The 21,494-nt window shown below is 35.5% G+C and carries 24 protein-coding genes; 13 read left to right on the top strand and 11 right to left on the bottom strand.

Features of this window, described 5'->3' with window-relative positions; all coding sequences use genetic code 11:
• Positions 1-7 precede the first annotated feature (7 nt).
• The 6 genes from FUA48_RS13790 (at position 8) to FUA48_RS13765 (ending at position 5,793) form a co-directional block, all read left to right on the top strand.
• Positions 8-979 (top strand): carbon-nitrogen hydrolase family protein, encoded by a 972-nt coding sequence (locus tag FUA48_RS13790; RefSeq protein ID WP_147584065.1) that lies wholly within the window; start codon positions 8-10, stop codon positions 977-979.
• Between the two features lie 28 nt (positions 980-1,007).
• Positions 1,008-2,114 carry a cupin domain-containing protein gene (locus tag FUA48_RS13785; protein ID WP_147584064.1) on the top strand — a complete coding sequence of 369 codons (1,107 nt, stop codon included), beginning with the start codon at positions 1,008-1,010 and terminating at the stop codon, positions 2,112-2,114.
• Between the two features lie 22 nt (positions 2,115-2,136).
• On the top strand, positions 2,137-3,054 hold the full coding sequence (locus tag FUA48_RS13780; protein WP_147584063.1) for a fumarylacetoacetate hydrolase family protein: 918 nt from the start codon (positions 2,137-2,139) through the stop codon (positions 3,052-3,054).
• A gap of 27 nt (positions 3,055-3,081) precedes the next feature.
• Entirely contained in the window at positions 3,082-3,837 is a 756-nt protein-coding gene (locus FUA48_RS13775; protein WP_147584062.1) for a maleate cis-trans isomerase family protein, read from the top strand.
• Positions 3,838-3,898: 61 nt separating this feature from the next.
• The gene (gene nudK, locus FUA48_RS13770) at positions 3,899-4,483 is read left to right on the top strand and encodes a GDP-mannose pyrophosphatase NudK (RefSeq protein WP_147584061.1); all 585 of its coding nucleotides are present in this window, start codon (positions 3,899-3,901) and stop codon (positions 4,481-4,483) included.
• A 92-nt stretch (positions 4,484-4,575) separates the two neighbouring features.
• Positions 4,576-5,793: a DUF763 domain-containing protein gene (locus tag FUA48_RS13765; RefSeq protein ID WP_147584060.1), complete on the top strand. Its 1,218-nt coding sequence runs from the start codon at positions 4,576-4,578 to the stop codon at positions 5,791-5,793.
• Position 5,794: 1 nt separating this feature from the next.
• Here the strand turns inward: FUA48_RS13765 and FUA48_RS13760 are convergent, their stop codons facing one another.
• Entirely contained in the window at positions 5,795-7,318 is a 1,524-nt protein-coding gene (locus FUA48_RS13760; protein ID WP_147584059.1) for a DEAD/DEAH box helicase, read from the bottom strand.
• Between the two features lie 158 nt (positions 7,319-7,476).
• Between FUA48_RS13760 and nfi the strand changes: the two genes are divergently transcribed.
• Positions 7,477-8,187 (top strand): deoxyribonuclease V, encoded by a 711-nt coding sequence (gene nfi / locus FUA48_RS13755; protein WP_147584058.1) that lies wholly within the window; start codon positions 7,477-7,479, stop codon positions 8,185-8,187.
• Position 8,188: 1 nt separating this feature from the next.
• Here the strand turns inward: nfi and FUA48_RS13750 are convergent, their stop codons facing one another.
• Positions 8,189-8,701, bottom strand: coding sequence for a DUF6155 family protein (locus tag FUA48_RS13750; protein ID WP_147584057.1), 513 nt, complete (start codon positions 8,699-8,701; stop codon positions 8,189-8,191).
• Between the two features lie 135 nt (positions 8,702-8,836).
• Here FUA48_RS13750 and FUA48_RS13745 point away from each other — a divergent pair, with 135 nt between their 5' ends.
• The 3 genes from FUA48_RS13745 (at position 8,837) to FUA48_RS13735 (ending at position 10,873) form a co-directional block, all read left to right on the top strand.
• Positions 8,837-9,208: a hypothetical protein gene (locus FUA48_RS13745; protein WP_147584056.1), complete on the top strand. Its 372-nt coding sequence runs from the start codon at positions 8,837-8,839 to the stop codon at positions 9,206-9,208.
• A 129-nt stretch (positions 9,209-9,337) separates the two neighbouring features.
• Positions 9,338-9,613, top strand: coding sequence for a DUF3817 domain-containing protein (locus FUA48_RS13740; protein WP_147584055.1), 276 nt, complete (start codon positions 9,338-9,340; stop codon positions 9,611-9,613).
• The gene (locus tag FUA48_RS13735; protein ID WP_147584054.1) at positions 9,614-10,873 is read left to right on the top strand and encodes a mechanosensitive ion channel family protein; all 1,260 of its coding nucleotides are present in this window, start codon (positions 9,614-9,616) and stop codon (positions 10,871-10,873) included. It begins immediately after the preceding gene.
• Here the strand turns inward: FUA48_RS13735 and FUA48_RS13730 are convergent.
• A complete protein-coding gene (locus tag FUA48_RS13730; RefSeq protein WP_129749849.1) occupies positions 10,870-11,268 on the bottom strand; it encodes an acyl-CoA thioesterase in 399 nt (132 codons plus the stop codon). The genes FUA48_RS13735 and FUA48_RS13730 overlap by 4 nt on opposite strands.
• Before the next feature lie 393 nt (positions 11,269-11,661).
• Between FUA48_RS13730 and FUA48_RS13725 the strand changes: the two genes are divergently transcribed.
• Together FUA48_RS13725 and FUA48_RS13720 are read left to right on the top strand one after the other, a co-directional pair.
• Entirely contained in the window at positions 11,662-12,963 is a 1,302-nt protein-coding gene (locus FUA48_RS13725) for a GAF domain-containing sensor histidine kinase (RefSeq protein WP_168196990.1), read from the top strand.
• Positions 12,914-13,627, top strand: a complete 714-nt coding sequence (locus tag FUA48_RS13720; protein WP_147584052.1) for a hypothetical protein — start codon at positions 12,914-12,916, stop codon at positions 13,625-13,627. Before FUA48_RS13725 ends, FUA48_RS13720 begins: the two co-directional genes overlap by 50 nt.
• A 2-nt stretch (positions 13,628-13,629) precedes the next feature.
• Here the strand turns inward: FUA48_RS13720 and FUA48_RS13715 are convergent, their stop codons facing one another.
• The 3 genes from FUA48_RS13715 to FUA48_RS13705 all read right to left on the bottom strand — a co-directional run bounded on the left by FUA48_RS13715 (position 13,630) and on the right by FUA48_RS13705 (position 15,204).
• Entirely contained in the window at positions 13,630-14,571 is a 942-nt protein-coding gene (locus FUA48_RS13715) for a cation diffusion facilitator family transporter (RefSeq protein ID WP_147584051.1), read from the bottom strand.
• Positions 14,572-14,638: 67 nt separating this feature from the next.
• Positions 14,639-14,989, bottom strand: a complete 351-nt coding sequence (locus FUA48_RS13710) for a hypothetical protein (protein ID WP_147584050.1) — start codon at positions 14,987-14,989, stop codon at positions 14,639-14,641.
• Positions 14,990-15,006: 17 nt separating this feature from the next.
• Complete coding sequence (locus FUA48_RS13705) at positions 15,007-15,204, bottom strand: hypothetical protein (protein ID WP_129749853.1); 198 nt, start codon at positions 15,202-15,204, stop codon at positions 15,007-15,009.
• A 285-nt stretch (positions 15,205-15,489) separates the two neighbouring features.
• Here FUA48_RS13705 and FUA48_RS13700 point away from each other — a divergent pair, with 285 nt between their 5' ends.
• On the top strand, positions 15,490-17,793 hold the full coding sequence (locus tag FUA48_RS13700) for an acyl-CoA dehydrogenase family protein (RefSeq protein ID WP_147584049.1): 2,304 nt from the start codon (positions 15,490-15,492) through the stop codon (positions 17,791-17,793).
• 30 nt (positions 17,794-17,823) lie between these two features.
• Here FUA48_RS13700 and FUA48_RS13695 read toward each other — a convergent pair whose 3' ends face one another.
• From FUA48_RS13695 to FUA48_RS13675, 5 genes are all read right to left on the bottom strand, one after another.
• Positions 17,824-18,462: an NAD(P)-dependent oxidoreductase gene (locus FUA48_RS13695; protein ID WP_147584048.1), complete on the bottom strand. Its 639-nt coding sequence runs from the start codon at positions 18,460-18,462 to the stop codon at positions 17,824-17,826.
• Between the two features lie 77 nt (positions 18,463-18,539).
• Positions 18,540-19,355: a helix-turn-helix transcriptional regulator gene (locus tag FUA48_RS13690; protein WP_147584047.1), complete on the bottom strand. Its 816-nt coding sequence runs from the start codon at positions 19,353-19,355 to the stop codon at positions 18,540-18,542.
• A gap of 24 nt (positions 19,356-19,379) precedes the next feature.
• A complete protein-coding gene (locus FUA48_RS13685; protein ID WP_147584046.1) occupies positions 19,380-20,414 on the bottom strand; it encodes an o-succinylbenzoate synthase in 1,035 nt (344 codons plus the stop codon).
• Positions 20,415-20,435: 21 nt separating this feature from the next.
• Complete coding sequence (locus tag FUA48_RS13680; RefSeq protein ID WP_147584045.1) at positions 20,436-20,789, bottom strand: four helix bundle protein; 354 nt, start codon at positions 20,787-20,789, stop codon at positions 20,436-20,438.
• Positions 20,790-20,811: 22 nt separating this feature from the next.
• Positions 20,812-21,489, bottom strand: coding sequence for a metal-dependent hydrolase (locus tag FUA48_RS13675; protein WP_129749858.1), 678 nt, complete (start codon positions 21,487-21,489; stop codon positions 20,812-20,814).
• Between the last annotated feature and the right edge of the window lie 5 nt (positions 21,490-21,494).

Below are 21,494 nucleotides of genomic sequence, written 5' to 3'. Positions count from 1 at the left end.
AAATACAATGTTAGAATTACCAAAATTTAAAGCTGCTGCCGTTCAGGCTGCTCCTGTTTTTCTTAATGCAGAAGCCACAGCAGACAAAGCCTGTTCAATTATTGCCGAAGCTGCAGGAAACGGAGTATCTTTAGTTGCTTTTCCTGAAGTATTTGTAGCAGGTTATCCTTACTGGAACTGGATTATGACTCCGGTACAGGGAAGCAAATGGTACGAGCTTTTATATAAAAACTCTATTGCTGTTCCCGGGCCTGAGGTAAACAGGATTTGTGAAGCAGCTAAAGAGCACAATTGTCATGTGGTTATTGGTGTAAATGAGCGCGGACAAAGCTTTGGCGAATTGTATAACACCAACCTTATTATTGATAACAAAGGTAACCTGATAGGTAAACACAGGAAGCTTGTACCTACGTGGGCAGAGAAGCTCACCTGGACAGGTGGTGACGGATCGTCTCTCAAAGTATATAATACGGGTATTGGACCAATTGGTACATTAGCCTGTGGTGAGAATACCAATACCCTTGCCCGTTTTACACTGCTTACTCAGGGAGAATTAATACATATTGCGAATTATATTTCCTTACCGGTAGCGCCGCCTGATTATAATATGGCAGAAGCTATTAAAATAAGGGCTGCTGCACACTCATTTGAAGGTAAATTGTTTACCATTGTGTCCTGTTCAACCATTTCTAAGGAGATTATGGATGTTCTGAAGGAAGACGTGCCGAATGTAGAAGAACTGCTTACAAGAAAAAACAGTGCCTTTACGGGTGTTATAGGGCCTAACGGAGCTGTTATTGGTGAACCGCTTATAGATGATGAAGGTATTGTGTATGCTGATATTGATTTGTCTAAATGTATTCAGCCAAAACAAATGCATGACATATTAGGTCATTATAACCGCTTTGATATATTTGATTTAAAGGTAAATACCGCCCCGCGAAAAAACATTACCTTTATTGATAATCAGGAAGATTAAACAACAAACAACTTAAAATACTATTAGTATGGATACAAAATACGATGACAGTGTACTGGGACGCGCAAGAGTACAGGACACTCCGGAATTAGAAGCCTACTATGCTGAATTAAACAAACTTGGTGCCGGTGCTTTATGGACCGTTGCAAATGATATTGAGCCTTGGGAGCCTCGCCCCTCTTCTGTTCCAATGCTTTGGCGTTATGAGGATTTAAGGGAGCTGGTTTTAAAATCTTCAGAGTTGGTAACACCAGAACAGGCCGGCAGACGTGTCGTTTATCTTGTAAATGACAAACGAAGGGATGTTAGTGCTGCTGTGGGATGGCTTTATACAGGTATTCAGGTTACAAGGCCAGGTGAAAGCACATCAGCTCACAGGCATAAAGCTTCTGCCCTACGTTTTATTATGGAAGGTGAAGGCGGCTATACAGTAGTAGACGGTAATAAAATAATGCTGGAGGTCAACGATTTTGTTATTACTCCTAACAGTACATGGCATGAGCACGGTGTAGAAGAAGGCGGAAAGACCTGTATTTGGCAAGACGGACTTGATATTCCGTTAGTAAATGCACTTGAAGCGAATGATTATGCTGTTTTTGACGGAAAGCAACCATTAGAAAAACCAATAAACTATTCTCCGTTAACTTATGGTGGTGCAGGTTTAGTTCCTGCAGATCAGGAATGGAATAAGCCCTACTCTCCCCTTTTTAAATACTCATGGAAGCAGGTTTACCCTGCATTACAGGATGCTGCAAAAGTTAAGGAAGGTTCGCCTTATGACGGAATACTTATGCATTATACCAATCCGGTAACCGGAGGCCATGTAATGCAGACAATGGGTGCTTCTATTCAGATGTTACGCCCCGGAGAGCAAACAAAAGCTCATAAACACACAGGTTCTTTTGTGTATCAGTGCGCAAAAGGAAAAGGTTACTCTATAATTGGAGGAAAACGATATGACTGGAAAGAAAGAGATATTTTCTGTGTACCTTCGTGGGTTTATCACGAACACGTAAATCTTTCTGAAACTGAAGATGCATGCCTATTCTCGTTTAACGACCTACCTGTAATAGAATCACTAGGGTTGTATCAGGAAAAAGCACATCCGGAAGGACACCAGGAAATAGAACAATAAGAATACAAACGAATAAATAATAATGAAATTAGTAACTTACAGAATAAACCATGCGCCTTCAAGCCTTGGTTTTATTGAAGGTAATATTATAATTGACGCCGAAAAGCTGGGTCATTTAAAAAAGAGCCCGCTTCCTAACAATATGCTTGATTTTATTGATTTAGGTGAGCACGGCGTTAAGCAGGCAACGCAATTAGTAAACACTGCAACAGAAGAAGAACTTTTAGAGTGTTCTGTTCCAATTTCAAATGCTACGATACTTGCTCCTATACCAAAACCGAGAAAGAACATATTTGGTATTGGCCTTAATTATACTGAGCACGTTGCAGAATCGGCACGTTCTTTAGATACTTCTAAAGAGCTTCCGCAGCAACCTGTGATCTTTTCTAAGCCTACTACAGCAGTAACCGGTACAAATACTAATATAATTCACAACCAAAACGTAACACAGCAACTTGATTATGAGGTTGAGTTAGCAGTTATTCTTGGTAAAGGTGGTAAAAACATAGCTAAAGAAAATGCCTTAGACTATGTTTACGGTTATACGATAATAAACGACATCAGTGCAAGAGATTGCCGTCGTGCCGGACAATGGATTGTTTCTAAAGGTCAGGATACTTTTGCTCCTATGGGGCCAGTATTGGTTACTAAAGATGAAATACCCGATCCGCACAACCTAAACCTATCACTAACTGTTAACGGTGTTGAAAAACAAAATTCCAATACCAAGTTCATGCTTTTCAATATTAATGACCTGATACATGATTTAAGTACAGTGTTTACTCTTGAAACAGGAGACATTATCGCTACCGGAACACCGGCTGGTGTAGGTGCAGGAAGAACTCCTCAGGAATTTATGTGGCCAGGCGATGTTGTTGAGGCAACTATTGAAGGTATCGGTACACTAAAAAATACTATTGTAGATTCAGAAAGCTTATAATAACGACTTAAAGTTTAACTTTAAATAATGAGTAATAAAGTATATAGAATAGGTCAGATAGTTCCAAGCTCAAACGTAACTATGGAAACTGAAATACCTGCCCTTTTACGTTCTCGAGAGACAATTGCGCCAGAGCGTTTTACTTTTCATTCCAGTAGAATGAGAATGAAAAAAGTAACCAAAGAAGAGTTAGAAGCCATGGATGCCCAGAGTCTGAAATGTGCTCAGGAATTATCTGATGCACGTGTAGATGTAATGGGTTATGCCTGCCTTGTTGCTATTATGAGCATGGGGCGTGGTTACCACTGTGTATCTGAAACAAATCTTTACGAGGAAACTGTAAAAAATGATGCCCCTGCTCCTATTGTTACGAGTGCAGGGGCTCTTATAAACGGATTAAAAGTATTAGGTGCCAAAAAAGTAGCTGTAATTACTCCGTATATGAAACCATTAACTGAAATGGTTGTTGATTATATCGAGCATCAGGGATTTGAAGTGGTAGACTATGTTGCACTTGAAATTCCGGACAATCTTGAGGTTGCTGCCCAGGATCCTAAAAACCTTCTTGAAATCTACAAGAGACTTAACCTTGAAGGTGTAGATGTTATAGTTGCTTCGGCCTGTGTACAGATGCCTTCACTTGAAGCGATTGATGCCATAGAGAAAGAAGTGGGCATTCCGGTAACATCGGCAGCTGTATGTACTACATACGAAATGCTTAAAAAACTTGGATTAGATACTAAAGTACCTATGGGTGGCGCTTTATTAAGCGGAAAATATTAAAATATAGTTATATTTGAATATACTTATCCCCTCTTTAAAGAGGGGATTTTATTTTTGTATAATGGAAAAGGAAAAGAATATAAAAATCATCTCTTCCAACCTTTTATCGGATAATTGGGGAGAATTACGTAAAGTTAAGTATGACTTTAAGCTCAATGATGGTACATGGCAACAACAGGAGCGCGAAGTTTATGATCGCGGAAATGGAGCTGTTATCCTGCTGTATAGTAAAGAAAAAGGTACTGTTATACTCACAAGGCAATTGCGTATACCTACCTGGTTTAACGGTAATGAGGACGGCATGATGATTGAGGCCTGTGCAGGAGTTTTGGATGAAAATGATCCTGAAGAATGCATAAAACGCGAAACACAGGAAGAAACCGGATACAAGATTACAGAAGTAAAAAAAATAATGGAAGTTTATATGTCCCCGGGATCAGTAACCGAGATTATTTACTTTTTTACGGGAGCCTATGCCGATGATATGAAAATAAGTGAAGGAGGCGGTGTTGAGGGTGAATATGAAAATATAGAGGTTCTAGAAATTCCGTTTACTCAGGCGCTTCAAATGGTTGAATCGGGAGAAATTAAGGATGCTAAAACAATTATGCTACTGCAATATGCAAAGATTAATGATTTGGTGTAAAATAGTTATAACATTATAACAAACCGCCGTGTTTAACATTATGTAACACGGCGGTTTTGTATTTTTACAGTTCTTACTTCACTTAACAATTAATGAAACGATCAGGCTCAGCAGATTTACCGTTACATAACGGACATGTACCTCTTTGGTTATCCGAAAGGATGGCAAAGCTCGGGCTTGCTATTGTTGAGACCATTGCAATGGAATTCTCAACAGAAGAAGTAATAAGTAAACTTGCCGATCCTTTTTGGTTTCAAAGCTTTGGTGCTGTTATGGGTATGGACTGGCATTCATCAGGAATAACAACCTCTGTACTTGGAGCCCTTAAGAAATCGGTTAATCCGCATTCAAAAGAATTGGGAATATATATTTGTGGTGGCAAGGGTAAGCATTCTATGAAAACTCCTGATGAATTGCTTTTTGTGGGTGAAAGAACAGGATTAAACGGTACTGAACTTGCCGGGTTTAGCAAGTTAACTGCAAAGGTTGATAATACTGCTATTCAGGACGGATTTCAACTCTATCAGCATAATTTCATTGTGACTGATAAAGGTGGTTGGTGCGTAATCCAGCAGGGAATGAATAACAGTAACGGAATGGCAAGAAGATATCACTGGCATTCAAAAGATTTACAGTCATTCATAAACGAGCCTCATACTTTTATTTACGGAAGAAATCAAGGGAAGATCCTTAACTTAACAGCAAACAATGCTTCTTTAGCCAGAGAAAAATCATTGCTAATTGCGAATGAAAACCCAGATAGAGTACTTAAAGAAGTAAATCACTTGGTGATGCCTAATCATCATGATATAAGGATGAAAGATGTCAACATGAAAAGGCTTGGCGCTATGCTTTGGGTAACTCATGAAAACCAGCCTCAGGATTTTGAAAGCCTTCTTATGTTGAAAGGAATGGGGCCAAGAGCATTACAATCGTTAGCTTTGGTAAGCGAAGTTATTTATGGTACCCCTACCCGATTTGAAGATCCTGCCAGATTCTCTTTTGCTCATGGTGGTAAAGACGGGCATCCGTTTCCTGTACCTGTTAAAGTATTTGATGAGACTATTAATACATTACAAACAGCCATAAGCAGGGCAAAAATAGGTAATAGCGATAAAATTCATGCTATTAAAAAGCTCTCTGAGATTTCTATTGACGCAGAAAAGAACTTTACACCAAACGAAAATTTTGATGCTCTTATTCAAAAAGAAAGGGATGAGTCATACAAATACGGAGGCAGAACTATATTTGGAAAAGCCCAGCCGCCTAAAAAAGATAAACCTTCTTCAGGTCAGATGTCTTTGTTTTAGTTTATTCTCCCATGGCATATTTTCGGTATAACTTACCAATCATAGCACTTAAGCGTGTTTTATAGTCTTCCATTAACCATTCCCTGTAGTTTTTAGTGGTTCTGGTTAATAGTTTTGAGTATTCCTTCACCCTGTATTCAATATCTCCTTCAAGAAGTTTGGCCAGTTTTTTAGCCTCCGGTAATGTATCGCTATTATCAATACACATTTGTGCATGTTGTAATATCGATTTGTCTATTACAGTTTTTGGCTTCATTTTTAGTTCTGCAGCTACTTTAAATTCGTCTTCCACATCAAAGGTAATATCATCCGAATTTGCAAATTGCTCACGAATTTCTTCCGGCATGGTATAAACATGGTAGCTTTCAATATCGGCATCAGAGCGTATACTGTCTAAAAATGCTTCCGGATTACGGAAAATATACTGCCAGTCTATCGGGTCGCTCCATAAACCAAAGCGTTGGGCATTATTACCAAGGTCTATTACTGTAAAAATATCTTTATTAGGTAGTTTTCTAGAACCACGACCTATCATCTGGAAATAAAGCGTTAACGAACGGGTTGCCCTGTTAAGGATAATTGTCTCAACAGTAGGCTCGTCAAAACCGGTTGTTAAGATTGATACCGACGTTAAAATTGCATCAGGTGTATTTTTAAACCAGCTTAATATTTTTTTACGCTCCATTTCAGGAGTCCTGTTATCAAGGTGTTTTATTGGTAAACCAGCAGCCTTAAATGTTTCATACACATAAAGCGAGGTATAGATACCATTATTGAATATAAGCGTTTTTTTACCTCTTGCCCTGTAAGTATAAGCCTGTAGCAGCAAATCCTGCATATTGGCACGTGAATATAGCTCATCTGAAGATGCAACCGTATAATCTCCGTTAATACCAAGTTTAAGGGAAGTAAGTTCAACATCATAATCATACATGGCAGCATTGGCCAGGTATCCCTTTTTTATAAGTGATTGTATAGGCTCCCCTACTATAAGTTCGTCATAAGTTTCATACATCGGTAAATCGATGTTTGAACTTAACGGAGTTGCTGTAACACCTAAAAACAGTGAGTTTTTGAAAAAGGCAAATAATTTTCGAAAGGAATTGTAATGTGCTTCATCCACTATTACAAGGCCCACGTCATTCATATGGAATTTTTTGTCCTTTAACCTGTTGTTAAGGGTTTCCACCATTGCAACATAACAGGTATAATCATTATCTTCAGGAAGTTCCTTTACATTACTGTCTATAATAGCATTTTTAACTCCAAATCCTTTAAGCATTTGCGAAGTTTGCTTACTAAGCTCAATTCTGTGGGTTAAAACCAGTACCTTATGTTTGTATTTTTCTGTATAACGGCGTGCTATTTCTGAGAAAATAACAGTCTTCCCACCTCCTGTTGGGAGCTGGTAGAGCAAATGATAGTTGTCAGGCTTACCTTCAAACGTGTCAAAAATAGCATCGATATCCTCTTTTTGATATTGGTACAGCTCTTTCCTGTCTTCTTCCTTTAATTCTCTTTCCATACGGTTCGATAAATACCAAAAATAATGGATTGGGGTCCATATTTCTGTTTAAAAAATCATAATCTTTCACTATACCTAAATTTAGGGAAACATTAGCATTACCAAGACTTTAATGGGGGTTATTAATTCGTATTTTTAGCTAATTTTAAAGTGGTTTTATGCTAAATTATAACAACATTTCCATTGCAGAGGCTACTGCACTTCAAAATGAACTTAGGTATAAGTTGGTACTGCAAACATACAACAAAAATATTACTACTATAGCAGGAGGCGATATTTCACATAATAAAGATACTGATATAGTATATGCAGGGGTTGTTGTTTTAAGCTATCCGCAAATGGTTTTACAGTCTTATTCTCTGGTAGTTGCTAAGACATCTTTCCCTTATGTACCACAATATTTGGGTTTTAGAGAAGTCCCGGCTTTAATGCTGGCCTGGAACCAATTGCCTGTTAAACCGGATTTACTTGTTTTGGACGGACAGGGAATTACACATCCCAGACGAATGGGTATTGCTTCTCATTTTGGAGTTTTGGCAGATGTAACAACTATTGGTTGTGCTAAAAATATGTTGTTTGGTAAGTATGACCCGCTTGGTTTGGAAAAGTTTAACACCAGTGAGATTTATAATTCAGGAGAGTTGTTGGGCTATGCGCTTCGCACTAAAACAGGTGTTAAACCTGTATATATTTCGCCGGGACATAAAATAACAGTTGAAGATTCCTTAGATGTTATGAAGCATTGTGTGCTTAAACACAGGATACCAGAACCTACACGACTGGCACATGAAAAAGTAAACCTGTTTAGAGTTGGTAAGCTTCAGTCAGGTTATCATATGGCAGATATACAGACTAATCTGTTCCTATAGGCTATTCAAAATTATCATATATCCTTTCAAATTCCTTTCGGTTTTCCCAATGCTGTACAAAAGCCTCATCATGAATGGACTTTAATCTCTTTTTAAAATCCTGAGCCATGCCATTGGTAATAACAAAATCGGTTACTTGTTTATAAGAGTTAAGCATGCTCTTGTAAAATGAGGAGTATCCTATTTGTCTTTCTGCTGAATAGCTTTGTGCTATTTCCAGATTAAACAACATTATATCGGCTATCATATAAGGATCGGCACCAAGAGCTATAAAATGTTTGATGTATTTTTGTGCAACAGACCTTCGCATCTTTGCCTTCTTACTTTTTACAGGAAAATATTCATTTGAAATTTTCACTTTCGCTTCCTGTTCCAGCTTATCTTCTTTGGGGTTAAAAACAAAATTATAGTAAGTTTTTACTTCACTAAATTTGTCGTACATTTCGATGAATTGTTCTTCAAGTTGATCTTTAGTTAATCCCGAAAGGTATTTTTTAAGGTCTCTTTTGCTCATAAAACGCTTTATATAGCTCAAAAATAAGGTTTAAAAACGGCTAAGGCAATTATTTAAAAAAAAGATATGGAAAAATTAGATAAAGTAGTATTTTTGCAGTCCTTAAATAAGTTCAAAACTAAATCGCTATAAACTGTGGAAAATCCGAGTGCACAAAAACTGATCAAAAAAATACAGGTTGATCTGTTTAAAAATGGTTTTGTTGCTGAAACAATGATTGCCGACCTGAAAAGACTGCGCGAATATGCGCTTGAAGAACAAAACCCGGTATTAGTAAAAGCTATACGCCTAACCTATGAACACCTGGAAGAAAATGGTGCTTTCTTAATACCTATTCCGGATGATGAGCCTGTAGACGAAGAAACAGAACTTATTACTGAAGAGAATACAAGTACTGAAAACAATATTGAAAGTTTAGAGTATCTTTTATCATTATTTAGTGATTTAAGCAAGAAGAACAATCTTTTAGATTTAAAGGAATATAATAAAGCTTTTCAGGAGTTTTAAAATAATTTACATCATTAGTTATATAATTAGGGCTGTTTGGAAACAAACAGCTTTTTTTATTTGTACAATTAACTTTTTCTGGCTTTTTAGAATTGTTCTTAATTAGTACCTTTGCCCAAAATTAAAATTATGGTAAAGTTTTTTAAGATAATTGCAACACTTGAAGGTATATCTCTATTAGTTTTATTGTTCTTTGCATATGTATATAGAGTTGATCAATTAGTACGTATAATAGGTATGGCTCACGGAATGCTTTTTATTACTTATATTGTTTTGGCAATTATGCTTTTTAGTGAAGAAAAGTGGCCTGTAAAAAAGTTGCTGATTGTTTGTGTGGCATCGGTAATTCCTTTTGGTACTTTTTATATTGAAAATAAATACTTTAAACAATCTTCAAACGCATAAATGGACGCATTTAACTGGGCATATAAAATATTAAGAGATTTAGATTTTAGCCGAACAACAGCTACATACGGTAATCTTATGATTAATATTGTAGTTATTGTACTGGTAGCACTTATCCTTGATTTTATTTCTAAAAAAATACTGGTTGCTGCTTTTAGTGTTTTGGCTAAAAGGACAAAAACTGCTTTTGACGACTTTTTAGTTGAAAACAGGGCTACCAAATATGTTGCCCATTTAGTGCCTACCCTATTTATTTACCAAACGCTTCCTGTAGCTCTTAAAAACTTTAAATATTGGGAAGCTGTTTTTGAAAAAGGGATGAAAACGTTTATCATTCTTCTTTTTCTGTGGATTATAAGAAGCATACTGCACTCTGTAAAAGACTATTTAAAAACAAAACCGACTTATAGTGACAAGCCTATAGATAGTTACATACAGGTTATGATGATCATCTTATGGATGTTTGCCATAATCTCTGTAATATTAATGCTTTTTGGGGTTGAAATAGGCGCGCTATTAGGAGCTTTAGGTGCAATTTCGGCGATTATATTATTGATATTCAGGGATACCATACTCGGTTTTGTAGCCAGTATCCAGGTGAGTGTTAATGATATGGTGCGTATTGGCGACTGGATAACTATTGAAAAATACGGTGCCGATGGTGATGTTATTGAAATTAACCTTGCTACAGTAAAGGTTAGAAACTTTGACAACACGACCACCACCCTGCCAACATATAGCCTGATTTCTGATTCTTTTAAAAACTGGAGAGGTATGGTCAACTCCGGAGGGCGAAGAATTAAAAGACATATACTTATAAAAGCAAACAGCGTACGCTTTGTTACCGGAGAAGAGATTGAAAAATTCAGGAAGATACAAATGCTGCAGTCTTATATAGACCATCGTCAGGCTGATATTGATAAGTTTAATAGCCTTAATGCTGCGGATAAGAGTATATCTATTAACGGGCGTAACCTTACTAATTTAGGGTTGTTTAGGAAATATATAAATCAGTATATAGAAAATCATCCGGCAATCAATAAGGACATGACCATGATGTGCAGGCACCTTCAGCCAACTGAAAAAGGCATACCCATCGAGATTTATGCTTTTACATCCGATAAACGTTGGGTAAATTATGAGTATATAATGGCCGATATATTTGACCACATAATAGCTGCAGTACCTTATTTTGGACTTGAAATATTTGAACTTCCTTCAAACAGTAACAAGGCTGCTTTTGTAGAGCCAGATAATTAACGGTTGTTGGCCGCTATACGGTCTTTTACATACTCTATTTTAGTTTTTCCATGTGGTGCCGGTTTGCCAAAACTATCAAGATTTACCATAGTAATATTATCTACCGTTATAATCTTTTCATGAGTCATTTTATTACGTACCTCACATTTTAATACTAAGGAAGTAGTACCAAAACGAACCACATCAATACCTATCTCAACGATATCGCCCTGCTGTGCTGAGCTCATAAAATTGATTTCAGACATGTGTTTGGTAACTACACGTTGGTTTTCAAGCTGAATTATAGAGTATAAAGCAGCTTCCTCATCAATCCATGCCAATAGCTTCCCCCCAAACAATGTACCGTTAGCATTTAAATCTTCGGGCTTAACCCATTTTCTTGTGTGGAACTTCATATAGTAAGTTTTTACTTAAACAAATTTAAAATTTATATCCTTTTAACAAGTAGCAGAAGTATTATTTAACCTAAAAGGTTTTCGCTAAATTTATTTTATTGTTATTATTAACTTGTGCTGCAAAATTAAATATAATTGAACCCTTATTTATTGATATTCAAAAGGTTTTGTTTATACAGTTATTGGTTTTAACCATAGTTTTTATTCAAATAATATGAATAGTTTATAATTTTACTAGTTAAAAAAACTAAAGAACTATTTTCTTGAACTCAAGACTTTGGAGAGATACAAAAAAGTATATAGATGACAGTAAGTTGTTTGCTTAATCACAAAATAATAATAATTGTGGGTGAAGAGAATTTGTGGTATTTTTAGTTTTTATAACCAATGCACATGAAACATTTGCCTTTGCATCTTCAAAAAGATATCAATGACATTAGTCAAATTTCGGCTATACCTATTATGCTTAATGTTATTTGTCAAACAACAGGGATGGGATTTGCGGCGGTAGCACGTGTAACTGAGGAGCATTGGATAACATGTAGTGTGCGTGATGATATTGGTTTTGGATTAAAACCAGGTGATGAACTTGAAATTAAAACTACAATTTGTGATGAGATTAGACAATCAGGTGAAGGTGTTATTATAGATTCTGTAAAAGATCATCCACATTTTTGTTCTCATCATACACCTTTAATGTATGGTTTTCAAAGTTATATTTCTATCCCCATATTTAAAAATGATGGAAGCTTTTTCGGTACATTATGTGCTATTGACCCAAACCCAAATATAGTTACATCTGAAGCTGTTACGGGGATGTTTAAACTTTTTGCAAGCCTTATTTCCTTTCATCTTAATACGTTAGATTCGGTAAGAAATATAGAATCACAATTTATCGCAGAAAAGGTTTTTAATATTCAGTTAGAGAAAAAAGTCTTTGAACGTACCCAACAACTGGAAAAAAGCAATAAAGAGCTAATAAAAATAAATAAGGAGTTACAGTCTTTTAATTATATTTCCAGCCACGATTTACAGGAGCCATTACGTAAAATACAAACAATAGCATCTTTAATCGAGGAAAGGGAAATAGATAATCTTACAGAAAGAGGTAAAGACTATTTTAATCGAATTAGAATGTCTGCAGCAAAAATGCAGGAGTTAATAAGTGATCTGCTCAAATACTCTAAAACAAATCCTGATGAAAACAACTTTAAAAATATTGATTTAAATTCAATAACTAAAGAGATTATACAAGATTTAGAAGAAGTTATAAGACGGAAAGAGGCAAATATTGTTATAGATGTAAAACATAAAATTAATGCTCTTGATTTCCAGGTTAAGCAGCTTTTATTTAATCTTATAAGCAATGCTTTAAAGTTTATAAAAACCAATAATAAACCAATAATAAAAGTATCTGATAAAATAGGTTTAGGAAAATCTTTTGATATAGACAATCTAATTCCTAATGTTGAATACTGCTGTATAACTATAGAAGATAACGGAATTGGATTTGAACAAAAATACAGTGCTAAAATATTTGAACTCTTTCAAAGTCTCCATCAACGTTCAAAATATGAAGGTACCGGCATAGGTCTTACTATAGTTAAAAAAATAGTTGAAAATCATAATGGTATAATAACTGCTCATGGAGAACCTGATAAAGGGGCTGTTTTTTCAGTATATCTCCCTCAGTAGTTTTTTAAGAATCTTAAAATCGAATATTCCATTGGATTTAGAAATAATAAAAAATCATTACAGGTCACTGAGTGACACTAAAATAAAAGATATTGCAAAGTTTGAGGCAAGGGCTTTAAGGCCTGAAGTAATTCCTGTACTTAAGCAGGAAATTATAAACAGAAAACTTCCCGAGGAACTTTTAGATTTTTTAGATAGAAAATTATTAAGACCTACAGAATTAGAAATCATTAATTATTGTAAAATAATTCAGAAACAGCGTTGTCCTTCTTGTTATAAAAGAAGCACAAATTTAAATGCTACTAATTATAAATATGTAATAAGTTTTTTATTTGGCTGTGTATATAGGGTTAAATTTAAAATCGCTTGTCCTCATTGCCTGAATAAACAAGTACGTAATGCTTCTATTAAAACTTTTCTTTTAGGGTGGTGGTCATTTTATGGATTTATTCATACAATAGATTCTTTAATTTTCAATTTCAGGATGTTTAGAAAGCATCATCACAACATTCCTAATGAAACGCTTAAGGATTTTGTATGCAAAAATATATCTATAATAGAAGCGTGTAAAGAGAGTGAATTAAGAATGCAGGATTTTTTGAAAAACCCTGATAACAATGCCAGACAACTTTCAATAAATCCTGAAGAGTATTATGATCTATAAGTTTAATCCGTACTTTCTATCATCCATGGACGTTCCTGACCTCCAAAGTTTTTAGCTTCTATATATATCTTTTTTACTGTAGGGAATTTCTTTTTTATTTCGTCTTCCAGTTGTTTAATGGTACTGAAAAGATTTTCAACTGTCATATCACTTTGAAATTCAACATCCAGAGCAAGTAAAATTTCGTCTGGTGCCAAATGCATGGTTAAAGGAAAATATAAGGTTTTTACACGATTGTCACTTTCTACAAGTCTGTAAATACCTTTTACTATTTCGCTATCTGCGCTTTCCCCTACCAAAAGTCCTTTACTTTCCTTAACCATTATTATGGCAACGATAATCAGTACCAATCCAATAAGCATTGATGCCAGCGCATCATATAATGGATTGTTTAAGTAGTGCCCTAAAAATACTCCGGCCAAGGCTATTAACAACCCTATAATAGCAGCGCTTTCTTCATAAATAACTGCAAAAAGCCCGGGATCTTTACTAAGGCTTACTTCTTTCCAGAAACCAAGTTCTCCCCTACTTTTGTTAAACTGTCTTATAGCGTAAAAAAGTGAAGCTCCTTCAAAAATAATAGACGAAAAAAGTACAATGTAATTCCAAAACGGATCTTTAAGCTCTACAGGATGCTGTAAATGGGTTATCCCTTCATAAACAGACATACCACCACCTAAAGAGAATACAAGGATTGCAACAATTAAAGACCAGAAGTAAATTTCCTTACCATGACCAAACGGGTGGGTCCTGTCAGCTGGCTTTTGGCTTCGCTTCATACCTAATAATAGAAGCAACGAATTGCCGCTGTCTACAGTACTGTGGATACCTTCTGATATCATGGCTGAGCTTCCTGTTACTGAAGCTGCTACAAATTTTACTACTGCAATTGCTAAATTGGCTGCCAGAGCCCCGTATATGGCTATTTTAGAGTTTCCTGTCATTGTACGATATAAAAAATCCCTGATATTTTAAAATATCAGGGACAAATATAAAGGATTACTTGGATTCTTAGTTGGTATAACGTTCATTTGATTCCTCAAAGTCGTCATCATCACTTGATATTGATTTGTTTTGATCTTCGTCTAAATCAAGATTATCATTAAGAATAGTGTCATCCTGATTAAAAGCATCAGAATTTTTGCTGTTACCACCTTCTTCATCCCACTCATCTTTACCATTGTAGTCATTAGGGTTTACCCTGTCAGAGTTTGCCGTATGATTATCTTCTTTGGTATAGCTTACACCCGGCTGTTCCATAGCCAGGTATTTATTGGGGTTATCTAATTTAGCCGTTTCGTTTTTTTGCTTTGGTGTTTTAGATTTCTCTTCTTCATTATTTCTTTTCATTTCCTCATCCATAGCATCATTTTTTGTTTTTAAAAAAGTAAAAATGTACTTATATCGTTAATTTTTAAAAGTCTCAAATTTGTTTTAAGTAAGTTTTTTAGTAACTGATTACAAGATAGTACTTCATTCTTTTGAGCTTCCTTTTCCTGTTGTGCAGCAGCCTTTTCATAAGAAACTGTTCTCATGGCATCCACCCCTCCCGACTGTGTTGTAATTATGCGTTCCATGGCAATTTATAATTTAACGGTATTAAATGTTTGTTTTTATCTACTCCTAAGTTATTAACTTATTTCGTAATTTTTATCTAAAAGTGTATTAAATAATCTCCAATTTAGAAACTTTAACTTTAAGCAGGTCATTCACAAAATGTTACATAGAAAACTTTAACATAATCTACTTGTTTAGAAGTAATTATAATATCGTGTTTAACTGCTTAATTGAGGCTATAATTAACACTATTTTAAACATAAAGCATAGGAAAATGCCTATTTTTAAGGATTAATCGAAATAAGATGAATATTACTTTTCTAAATGACCCCAAGCTTTCAATACTCCTACCTGTTATCTATTTAGCTTGGCAGGATGATATTTTAACCAAAGACGAATTTAAGGCACTCAACAACTTTATAAATAATCAGGATAGCTTTACTAAAGCCGAAAAAGAGTTTCTTAAATCAAAGATAGATTTAAATACCCCTCCCGGAAGATCTGAACTTTTTCATTGGAAAGACCTCATAAACCGTGCGTTAAAAAACAATAAGAAGCCGGGTAGTTTAACCCAACTTGGTTTTTTAATTGCCAATGCCGACAGGCAGGTTTACACTAAAGAGGATATACAGAAGTTTGAAAGTTCTTTTGCTCAGCTTGAATCGGATTTAGGTATTATGAGCCAGGAAGTGATTTCAGGCCTGTGTGAAACACGTGATACCATTACCAATAAACATGAGACAGTAGAGAGTTTCAGTGCACAAAAAATGACTGCTTTGCTTGATGGAGATCAGGCTCCTGTTATAAACAGGATTAAAGGAATTATTAATAGTCCTGAATTCGCTTTTGAAACTTCAACAGACACTGCTGTTTACAGAGAAAAGGTTTTGGAATGGTGTAAGATATTAGCCAAAGAAGGCTATGGTTCTTATGCTTATCCAAAAAAATATGGAGGCTCGGGAGATATCGAAGGATATTTTACAATTATGGAAACGCTTAGCTACCATGATCTAAGCCTTGTTATAAAGTTCGGGGTTCAGTTTGGTTTGTGGGGAATGAGTGTTATGTTTCTTGGGACTGAAAAACATTTTAAAAAATACCTGAACGATATTGGTAAACTCGAAATACCGGGTGGTTTTGCTATGACAGAAACCCATCATGGGTCTAATGTAAAAGGTATACAAACCACTGCAACTTATAATCATGAAACCAGATCTTTTACCATTACTACCCCTACCGAGTATGATCGCAAGGAATATATAGGTAATGCAGCTGTACATGGTGAAATGGTTACTGTTTTTGCTAAGCTTATTATTGATGACCATGATTATGGTGTAAATGCTTTTATAGTCCCCATAAGAGATAAGGAAAGAAATGTATTAAATGGTGTACGCATTAAAGATTGCGGTCATAAGATGGGGCTTAACGGAGTTGATAACGGCATTATCTATTTTGATAATGTAGAAATTCCTTATGACAATATGCTGGACCGCTTTGCTCAGGTAAATGAAAAAGGAGAATTTGTAACTTCTATACCGAGTGATAACCGTAGGTTCTTTACAATGCTGGGAACACTTGTAGGTGGCCGTATAGGTATACCTCGATCAGCATTAGCGGCTGCAAAAACAGGATTAGCTATTGCTATAAAATATGGGGATAACAGAAGGCAATTTGGCCCTGACGGCGGATTTGAAGTGCCAATACTAAATTACAGGATGCATCAGCAGCGATTAATGCCTTATCTGGCTAATGCTTATGCAATGCATTTTGGATTACAGTATTTGACTCAACGTTTTTTAAACAGGACAGAATATGATATGCAGGAAATTGAGGCTCTTGCTGCCGGAATGAAATCATATTCTTCTTGGAATACCAGAGATACTCTTCAGGAATGTCGTGAAGCTTGTGGCGGTAAAGGATATCTTTCTGAAAATCGTTTGGATGATTTAAAAAACGATACAGAAATCTATACCACTTTTGAAGGGGATAACACAGTTTTGATGCAATTAGTGGCTAAAAACCGCTTAGGGGAATTCCGTAAACAGTTTGGTGAAATGAATATTGCCACAATTTTCAGTTATGTGTTGGATCAGGCAAAAACAGCTGTTACAGAGAAAAACCCTTTTGCTACAAGAAACACAGATGACAAACACCTAAAAGATGCAGAGTTTCATTTACACGCTTTTAAATACAGGGAAAAAGAGCTTGTTGGTTCGGCTGCCAGAAGGTTTAAAAAACTGGTAGATGATGGCCTGGACACTTTTGATGCAGCAAATATAATGCATCCCCACATGTTACAGATAGCTTATGCTTATCTTGACAGGGTATTTTTAGAACAGTTTCAGCAACAGTTAGAAAAAGCTGATGAGTCTTTAAAAGAGGTGCTTACAAGATTATATAATCTTTTTGCTGTAAATAAATTACTTGAGAATAAGTCATGGTATCTGGAACAGGGTTATATGGAAGGAAGTAAAACAAAAGCACTCCGTAAACTGTTTAGCCAGTTGTGTTGGGAAATAAGAAGAGATGCTGTTCCGTTGGTTGATGCTTTCAATATCCCTGAAAATTGCCTCGCTCCTATTGTAACTACCAAATCTAAAGAAGCATAATAAAAAAACAGCCAAATGGCTGTTTTTTATTTAATAAGATAACCCGGGAGTTTTTCTCAGGTAGGTATCGCTTTCTATTTGTTTCAGCATAAAATCTGCTACATCTGCCCTTGATATTTTTACCTGAATATTTTTAGAGTCTGCAGCAAAACCATGCTGGTATCTGCCTGTATGATTACCATCAGTAAGATTTCCAGGCCTTGCAATTACCCAATCCAGGTTACTTTCTTTTATATGTTTTTCCTGCAAAGCATGATCGGCAAAGCCTTTTTTTAGTATGTAAGGAACTATAAGGTGTTTAAAGTACCAGGGAGTCCTGTCAAGTGTCTTTACACTGTCTCCATAACCTAAAGAGGTTTGGCATATAAAGCGTTTTATTCCTGCTTTCTGCATTGCAGTGATAATATTTTTCGTTCCCTGTGAACGTATAACCCCTATTTTGTTTGCCGGTGAACCTATACAGGATAAAACAGCATCATGGCCGTAAATAGCATGTTCTACCTCTATTGCATTTAAGATATCTCCTTTTGCTACTTTAAGTCTAGGATGCTTAAGAGTGAAGTTTTCAGGAGTGCGCACATAAGCTGTTACATTGTATCCGTTTTGTAATGCCTGATGAGTTAAAAGCTTCCCTGTTCCTCCGGAAGCTCCAAAAATAATTAAGTTCATAGTTTATCCTTTTTTGATTAATAATGCCAAAATTATGGCAGGCATAATCCTTAAAATAGAATAAACCCGACAGTAGGTTATTTTTTTAGTTGAGACAGGTTTTCTACCACTTCTTTAGAAAAGTTCTGATACTGGTTAGGGGAAAAACCTGCAAATTCTCTGAAAGATCTTATAAAATGAGACTGATCTGAATAATCATTTTGAAAAGCAACATCAGAGAGCTTTTCAAAAGTATTATTCCTCATTTGATTGAGTGAAGACTGAAAACGGCATATTCTTGTAAACAGTTTAGGGGTAATACCAACATATTCTTTAAACTTTCTTTCAAATGTGCGTTCAGACATCTGTAACTGTTCCTGTAAATCTCGAAGTATAATGTTTCCTCCCGATCGCATGATGGCTGATAATGCATAAGCCATGACTTCATTTTTATTAAAATCATTAGCCTTGATATGCAGAAAAAGAAATACAGAAAGAATTTCTATACGTTGTTTAACAGTTTTGGCATCATTAAGCTGTTCTAAAAGAGAAAACCCGGTTTTTTTACAAAGTTCATTTACATCAAGACAGGAATCGGTAAGCTCTTCGGGATTAAGTCCGAAAATAAGTTTTAACGAACTTGGGTGAAGATAAATACCTATAGCATTCATTTTACCTTTTAAGGTAAGTTCTGTAAATTTTGTTGATTGTCCGTAAAGGAATATCTGAGGCAGTGCTTTTTCCTTTTGATAAAAACAACCATCATCAGGATGTTGAAATATAATACCGGGGCAACCATCGGCCATTGCTCTGAAACTCTGTAATGGAGCAATCTCCATACTGTTATCCAAAGACCAGAAAAAACGAACATATGGGTTCAGGTTTTCTGTAGGTATGTAGGTTTTATAATTCATGGTAAGAAATTATCCGGCTTAAAGTTACAAATTTACATTCCAGCTAAGTTCTTTATTATAAATTAATTGACCTTGTTTTACTTCAAGTGGACAATCAAAATTATTGGTATATAATCCGCCGGTTCCTAATCCCTGTGGCATAGGATTGTTTAAGGTAAATGTCCATTGGGCTATAGCATTAAGTCCAATATTACTTTCCAGTGCAGATGTTATCCACCAACCGATATTATATTTTTCGGCCAATTCAATCCATTCCATGCTGCCTTTAAAGCCTCCAATAAGGCTGGGCTTTAAAATAATGTATTGTGGCTTTATTTTCTGTAACAGGTTTTCCTTGTCTTCTTTACCAAAAACACCAATAAGTTCTTCATCAAGGGCAATAGGCAGCGGAGTCTCTTTACATAACTCAGTCATACTGTCTATTTGATTTTGTTTGATTGGCTGTTCAATACTATGTAATTGAAATTTTGATAATTGGTTTAATTTACCTAATGCTTCACTTGAAGTAAAGGCACCGTTAGCATCAACTCTTATTTCAATTTGTTCAGCGCTAAAATTATCTCTTATAAATTCTAAAAGAGCTAGTTCTCTTGTAAAATCGATAGCGCCTATTTTAAGCTTTATACAATTGAATCCCTGCTTCAGTTTATCCTCAATCTGCTCCTTCATAAACGGTTCTTCTCCCATCCATACTAGTCCGTTTATGGAGATGTTTTCTTGTCCGGAAGTAAATTGAGAAGGGAAAAGTAAAAATGAATCTTCTGACTGAAGTGACTGAAAAGCCATTTCCACACCAAACTGAATAGATGGGAACTCAATAAGTTCTTCCCATAGTTTATCCTTACCTAAGCTGATATTATCACAAACCCATTTAAGTTTCTCTTCATAATCGGGCCGGTCATCAATACTAAGGGTTCGCAGTATACCACACTCCCCTATTCCGGTTTTACCATTTTCTTCTAAAAGTAGAAACCAGGTTTCCTTTTCAGTAAGAACGCCCCGCGAAGTTCCGCTGGGGCGTTTAAATTTTAGTATATATTTTTTGTATGAAGCTTTCATTATTTAATTAAAAATTTCAAATTATGAATTACGAATTGTCTTTTGGATACTTCCAATTATTCTTAATAATTCATCAACATCATTTAACAAACTTTGACTTTGTTGATTATCTAAATAATGTGTATCACGTAATAACTTAATCCAATACGCTGTTTCCCTTGCTTCTTTATAAGAAATAGAAAGTTTATGTAAAAAATCTTTTTGACTATGTCCACCTAAAGCTTCTTCAACATTGGCTCCAATTGAAGTACCACTTCTTAATAATTGCTTAGATAGAACATATTCCTGATGATTTTGAATTATGTATTTATACACATTAACTATCCTTACAGCAAAAGCATAACTTTTGATTTGTACAGCATTATCTGTTTTCAATTCCTAATTCTTAATTCAAAATTTATAATTCTAAAGACCCACCTATTTCCAAAAGCATTAAGTCTTTATCCTTATCATAGAATTTCTTTTTGGCATCTTCATGATCAATTTTAATGTAGCCAAACGTATCATAATGGTAACCCAGTACTTTATCACATTCAAGGAAATCTGAAGCGATTATGGCATCTTCAACATCCATTGTAAAGTTGCTGCCAATAGGCAATATGGCTAAGTCTAACTTTGTACGAAGCGGAATCAATTTCATATCATAAGTAAGAGCCGTATCTCCGGCGATATAAATATTTTTATGCTCACCTTCAATTACAAAACCACCCTGATTACCACCATAAGTTCCGTCAGGGAAAGAGCTTGAGTGGATAGCAGTAACATATTTTACTTTACCAAAATCAAAGTTCCAGCTTCCGCCATGATTCATTGGGTGCGTTTTAAAACCTTTCTTTTCATAATACCCTGCAATCTCGGCATTAGAAACAATTGTAGCGCCTGTGTTTTGTGCAATAGCCTCTACGTCAAGAATGTGGTCTCCGTGAGCATGAGTGATTAAAATATAATCAGCTTTAAGCTCCATGATGTCAATATGTTTAGCCAGTTCGTTAGCCGTAATAAAAGGATCGACAATTATATTTTTGCCTCCTACTTTTATTCCAAGGCTCGCATGTCCGTAATATGTTATCTTCATAATTT

The sequence above is a fragment of the Flavobacterium alkalisoli genome (genome assembly GCF_008000935.1).
GTDB classification, from domain to species: Bacteria; Bacteroidota; Bacteroidia; order Flavobacteriales; family Flavobacteriaceae; genus Flavobacterium; species Flavobacterium alkalisoli.
The sequence above is the reverse complement of the archived record's forward strand: the minus strand, read 5'-3'. Positions and strand labels throughout refer to the sequence as shown.

Excerpts from the sequence above, each read along its gene's own strand:
- FUA48_RS13780 (WP_147584063.1), top strand. The coding sequence starts at position 2,137 with ATGAAATTAGTAACTTACAGAATAAACCATGCGCCTTCAAGCCTTGGT.
- FUA48_RS13775 (WP_147584062.1), top strand. The coding sequence starts at position 3,082 with ATGAGTAATAAAGTATATAGAATAGGTCAGATAGTTCCAAGCTCAAAC.
- nfi (WP_147584058.1), top strand. The coding sequence starts at position 7,477 with ATGCTAAATTATAACAACATTTCCATTGCAGAGGCTACTGCACTTCAA.
- FUA48_RS13735 (WP_147584054.1), top strand. The coding sequence starts at position 9,614 with ATGGACGCATTTAACTGGGCATATAAAATATTAAGAGATTTAGATTTT.
- FUA48_RS13695 (WP_147584048.1), bottom strand. The coding sequence starts at position 18,462 with ATGAACTTAATTATTTTTGGAGCTTCCGGAGGAACAGGGAAGCTTTTA.
- FUA48_RS13740 (WP_147584055.1), top strand. The coding sequence starts at position 9,338 with ATGGTAAAGTTTTTTAAGATAATTGCAACACTTGAAGGTATATCTCTA.
- FUA48_RS13675 (WP_129749858.1), bottom strand. The coding sequence starts at position 21,489 with ATGAAGATAACATATTACGGACATGCGAGCCTTGGAATAAAAGTAGGA.
- FUA48_RS13790 (WP_147584065.1), top strand. The coding sequence starts at position 8 with ATGTTAGAATTACCAAAATTTAAAGCTGCTGCCGTTCAGGCTGCTCCT.
- FUA48_RS13700 (WP_147584049.1), top strand. The coding sequence starts at position 15,490 with ATGAATATTACTTTTCTAAATGACCCCAAGCTTTCAATACTCCTACCT.
- nudK (WP_147584061.1), top strand. The coding sequence starts at position 3,899 with ATGGAAAAGGAAAAGAATATAAAAATCATCTCTTCCAACCTTTTATCG.
- FUA48_RS13690 (WP_147584047.1), bottom strand. The coding sequence starts at position 19,355 with ATGAATTATAAAACCTACATACCTACAGAAAACCTGAACCCATATGTT.
- FUA48_RS13720 (WP_147584052.1), top strand. The coding sequence starts at position 12,914 with ATGGAGAACCTGATAAAGGGGCTGTTTTTTCAGTATATCTCCCTCAGT.
- FUA48_RS13760 (WP_147584059.1), bottom strand. The coding sequence starts at position 7,318 with ATGGAAAGAGAATTAAAGGAAGAAGACAGGAAAGAGCTGTACCAATAT.
- FUA48_RS13750 (WP_147584057.1), bottom strand. The coding sequence starts at position 8,701 with ATGAGCAAAAGAGACCTTAAAAAATACCTTTCGGGATTAACTAAAGAT.
- FUA48_RS13685 (WP_147584046.1), bottom strand. The coding sequence starts at position 20,414 with ATGAAAGCTTCATACAAAAAATATATACTAAAATTTAAACGCCCCAGC.
- FUA48_RS13710 (WP_147584050.1), bottom strand. The coding sequence starts at position 14,989 with ATGGATGAGGAAATGAAAAGAAATAATGAAGAAGAGAAATCTAAAACA.
- FUA48_RS13785 (WP_147584064.1), top strand. The coding sequence starts at position 1,008 with ATGGATACAAAATACGATGACAGTGTACTGGGACGCGCAAGAGTACAG.
- FUA48_RS13730 (WP_129749849.1), bottom strand. The coding sequence starts at position 11,268 with ATGAAGTTCCACACAAGAAAATGGGTTAAGCCCGAAGATTTAAATGCT.
- FUA48_RS13715 (WP_147584051.1), bottom strand. The coding sequence starts at position 14,571 with ATGACAGGAAACTCTAAAATAGCCATATACGGGGCTCTGGCAGCCAAT.
- FUA48_RS13705 (WP_129749853.1), bottom strand. The coding sequence starts at position 15,204 with ATGGAACGCATAATTACAACACAGTCGGGAGGGGTGGATGCCATGAGA.
- FUA48_RS13765 (WP_147584060.1), top strand. The coding sequence starts at position 4,576 with ATGAAACGATCAGGCTCAGCAGATTTACCGTTACATAACGGACATGTA.
- FUA48_RS13725 (WP_168196990.1), top strand. The coding sequence starts at position 11,662 with ATGAAACATTTGCCTTTGCATCTTCAAAAAGATATCAATGACATTAGT.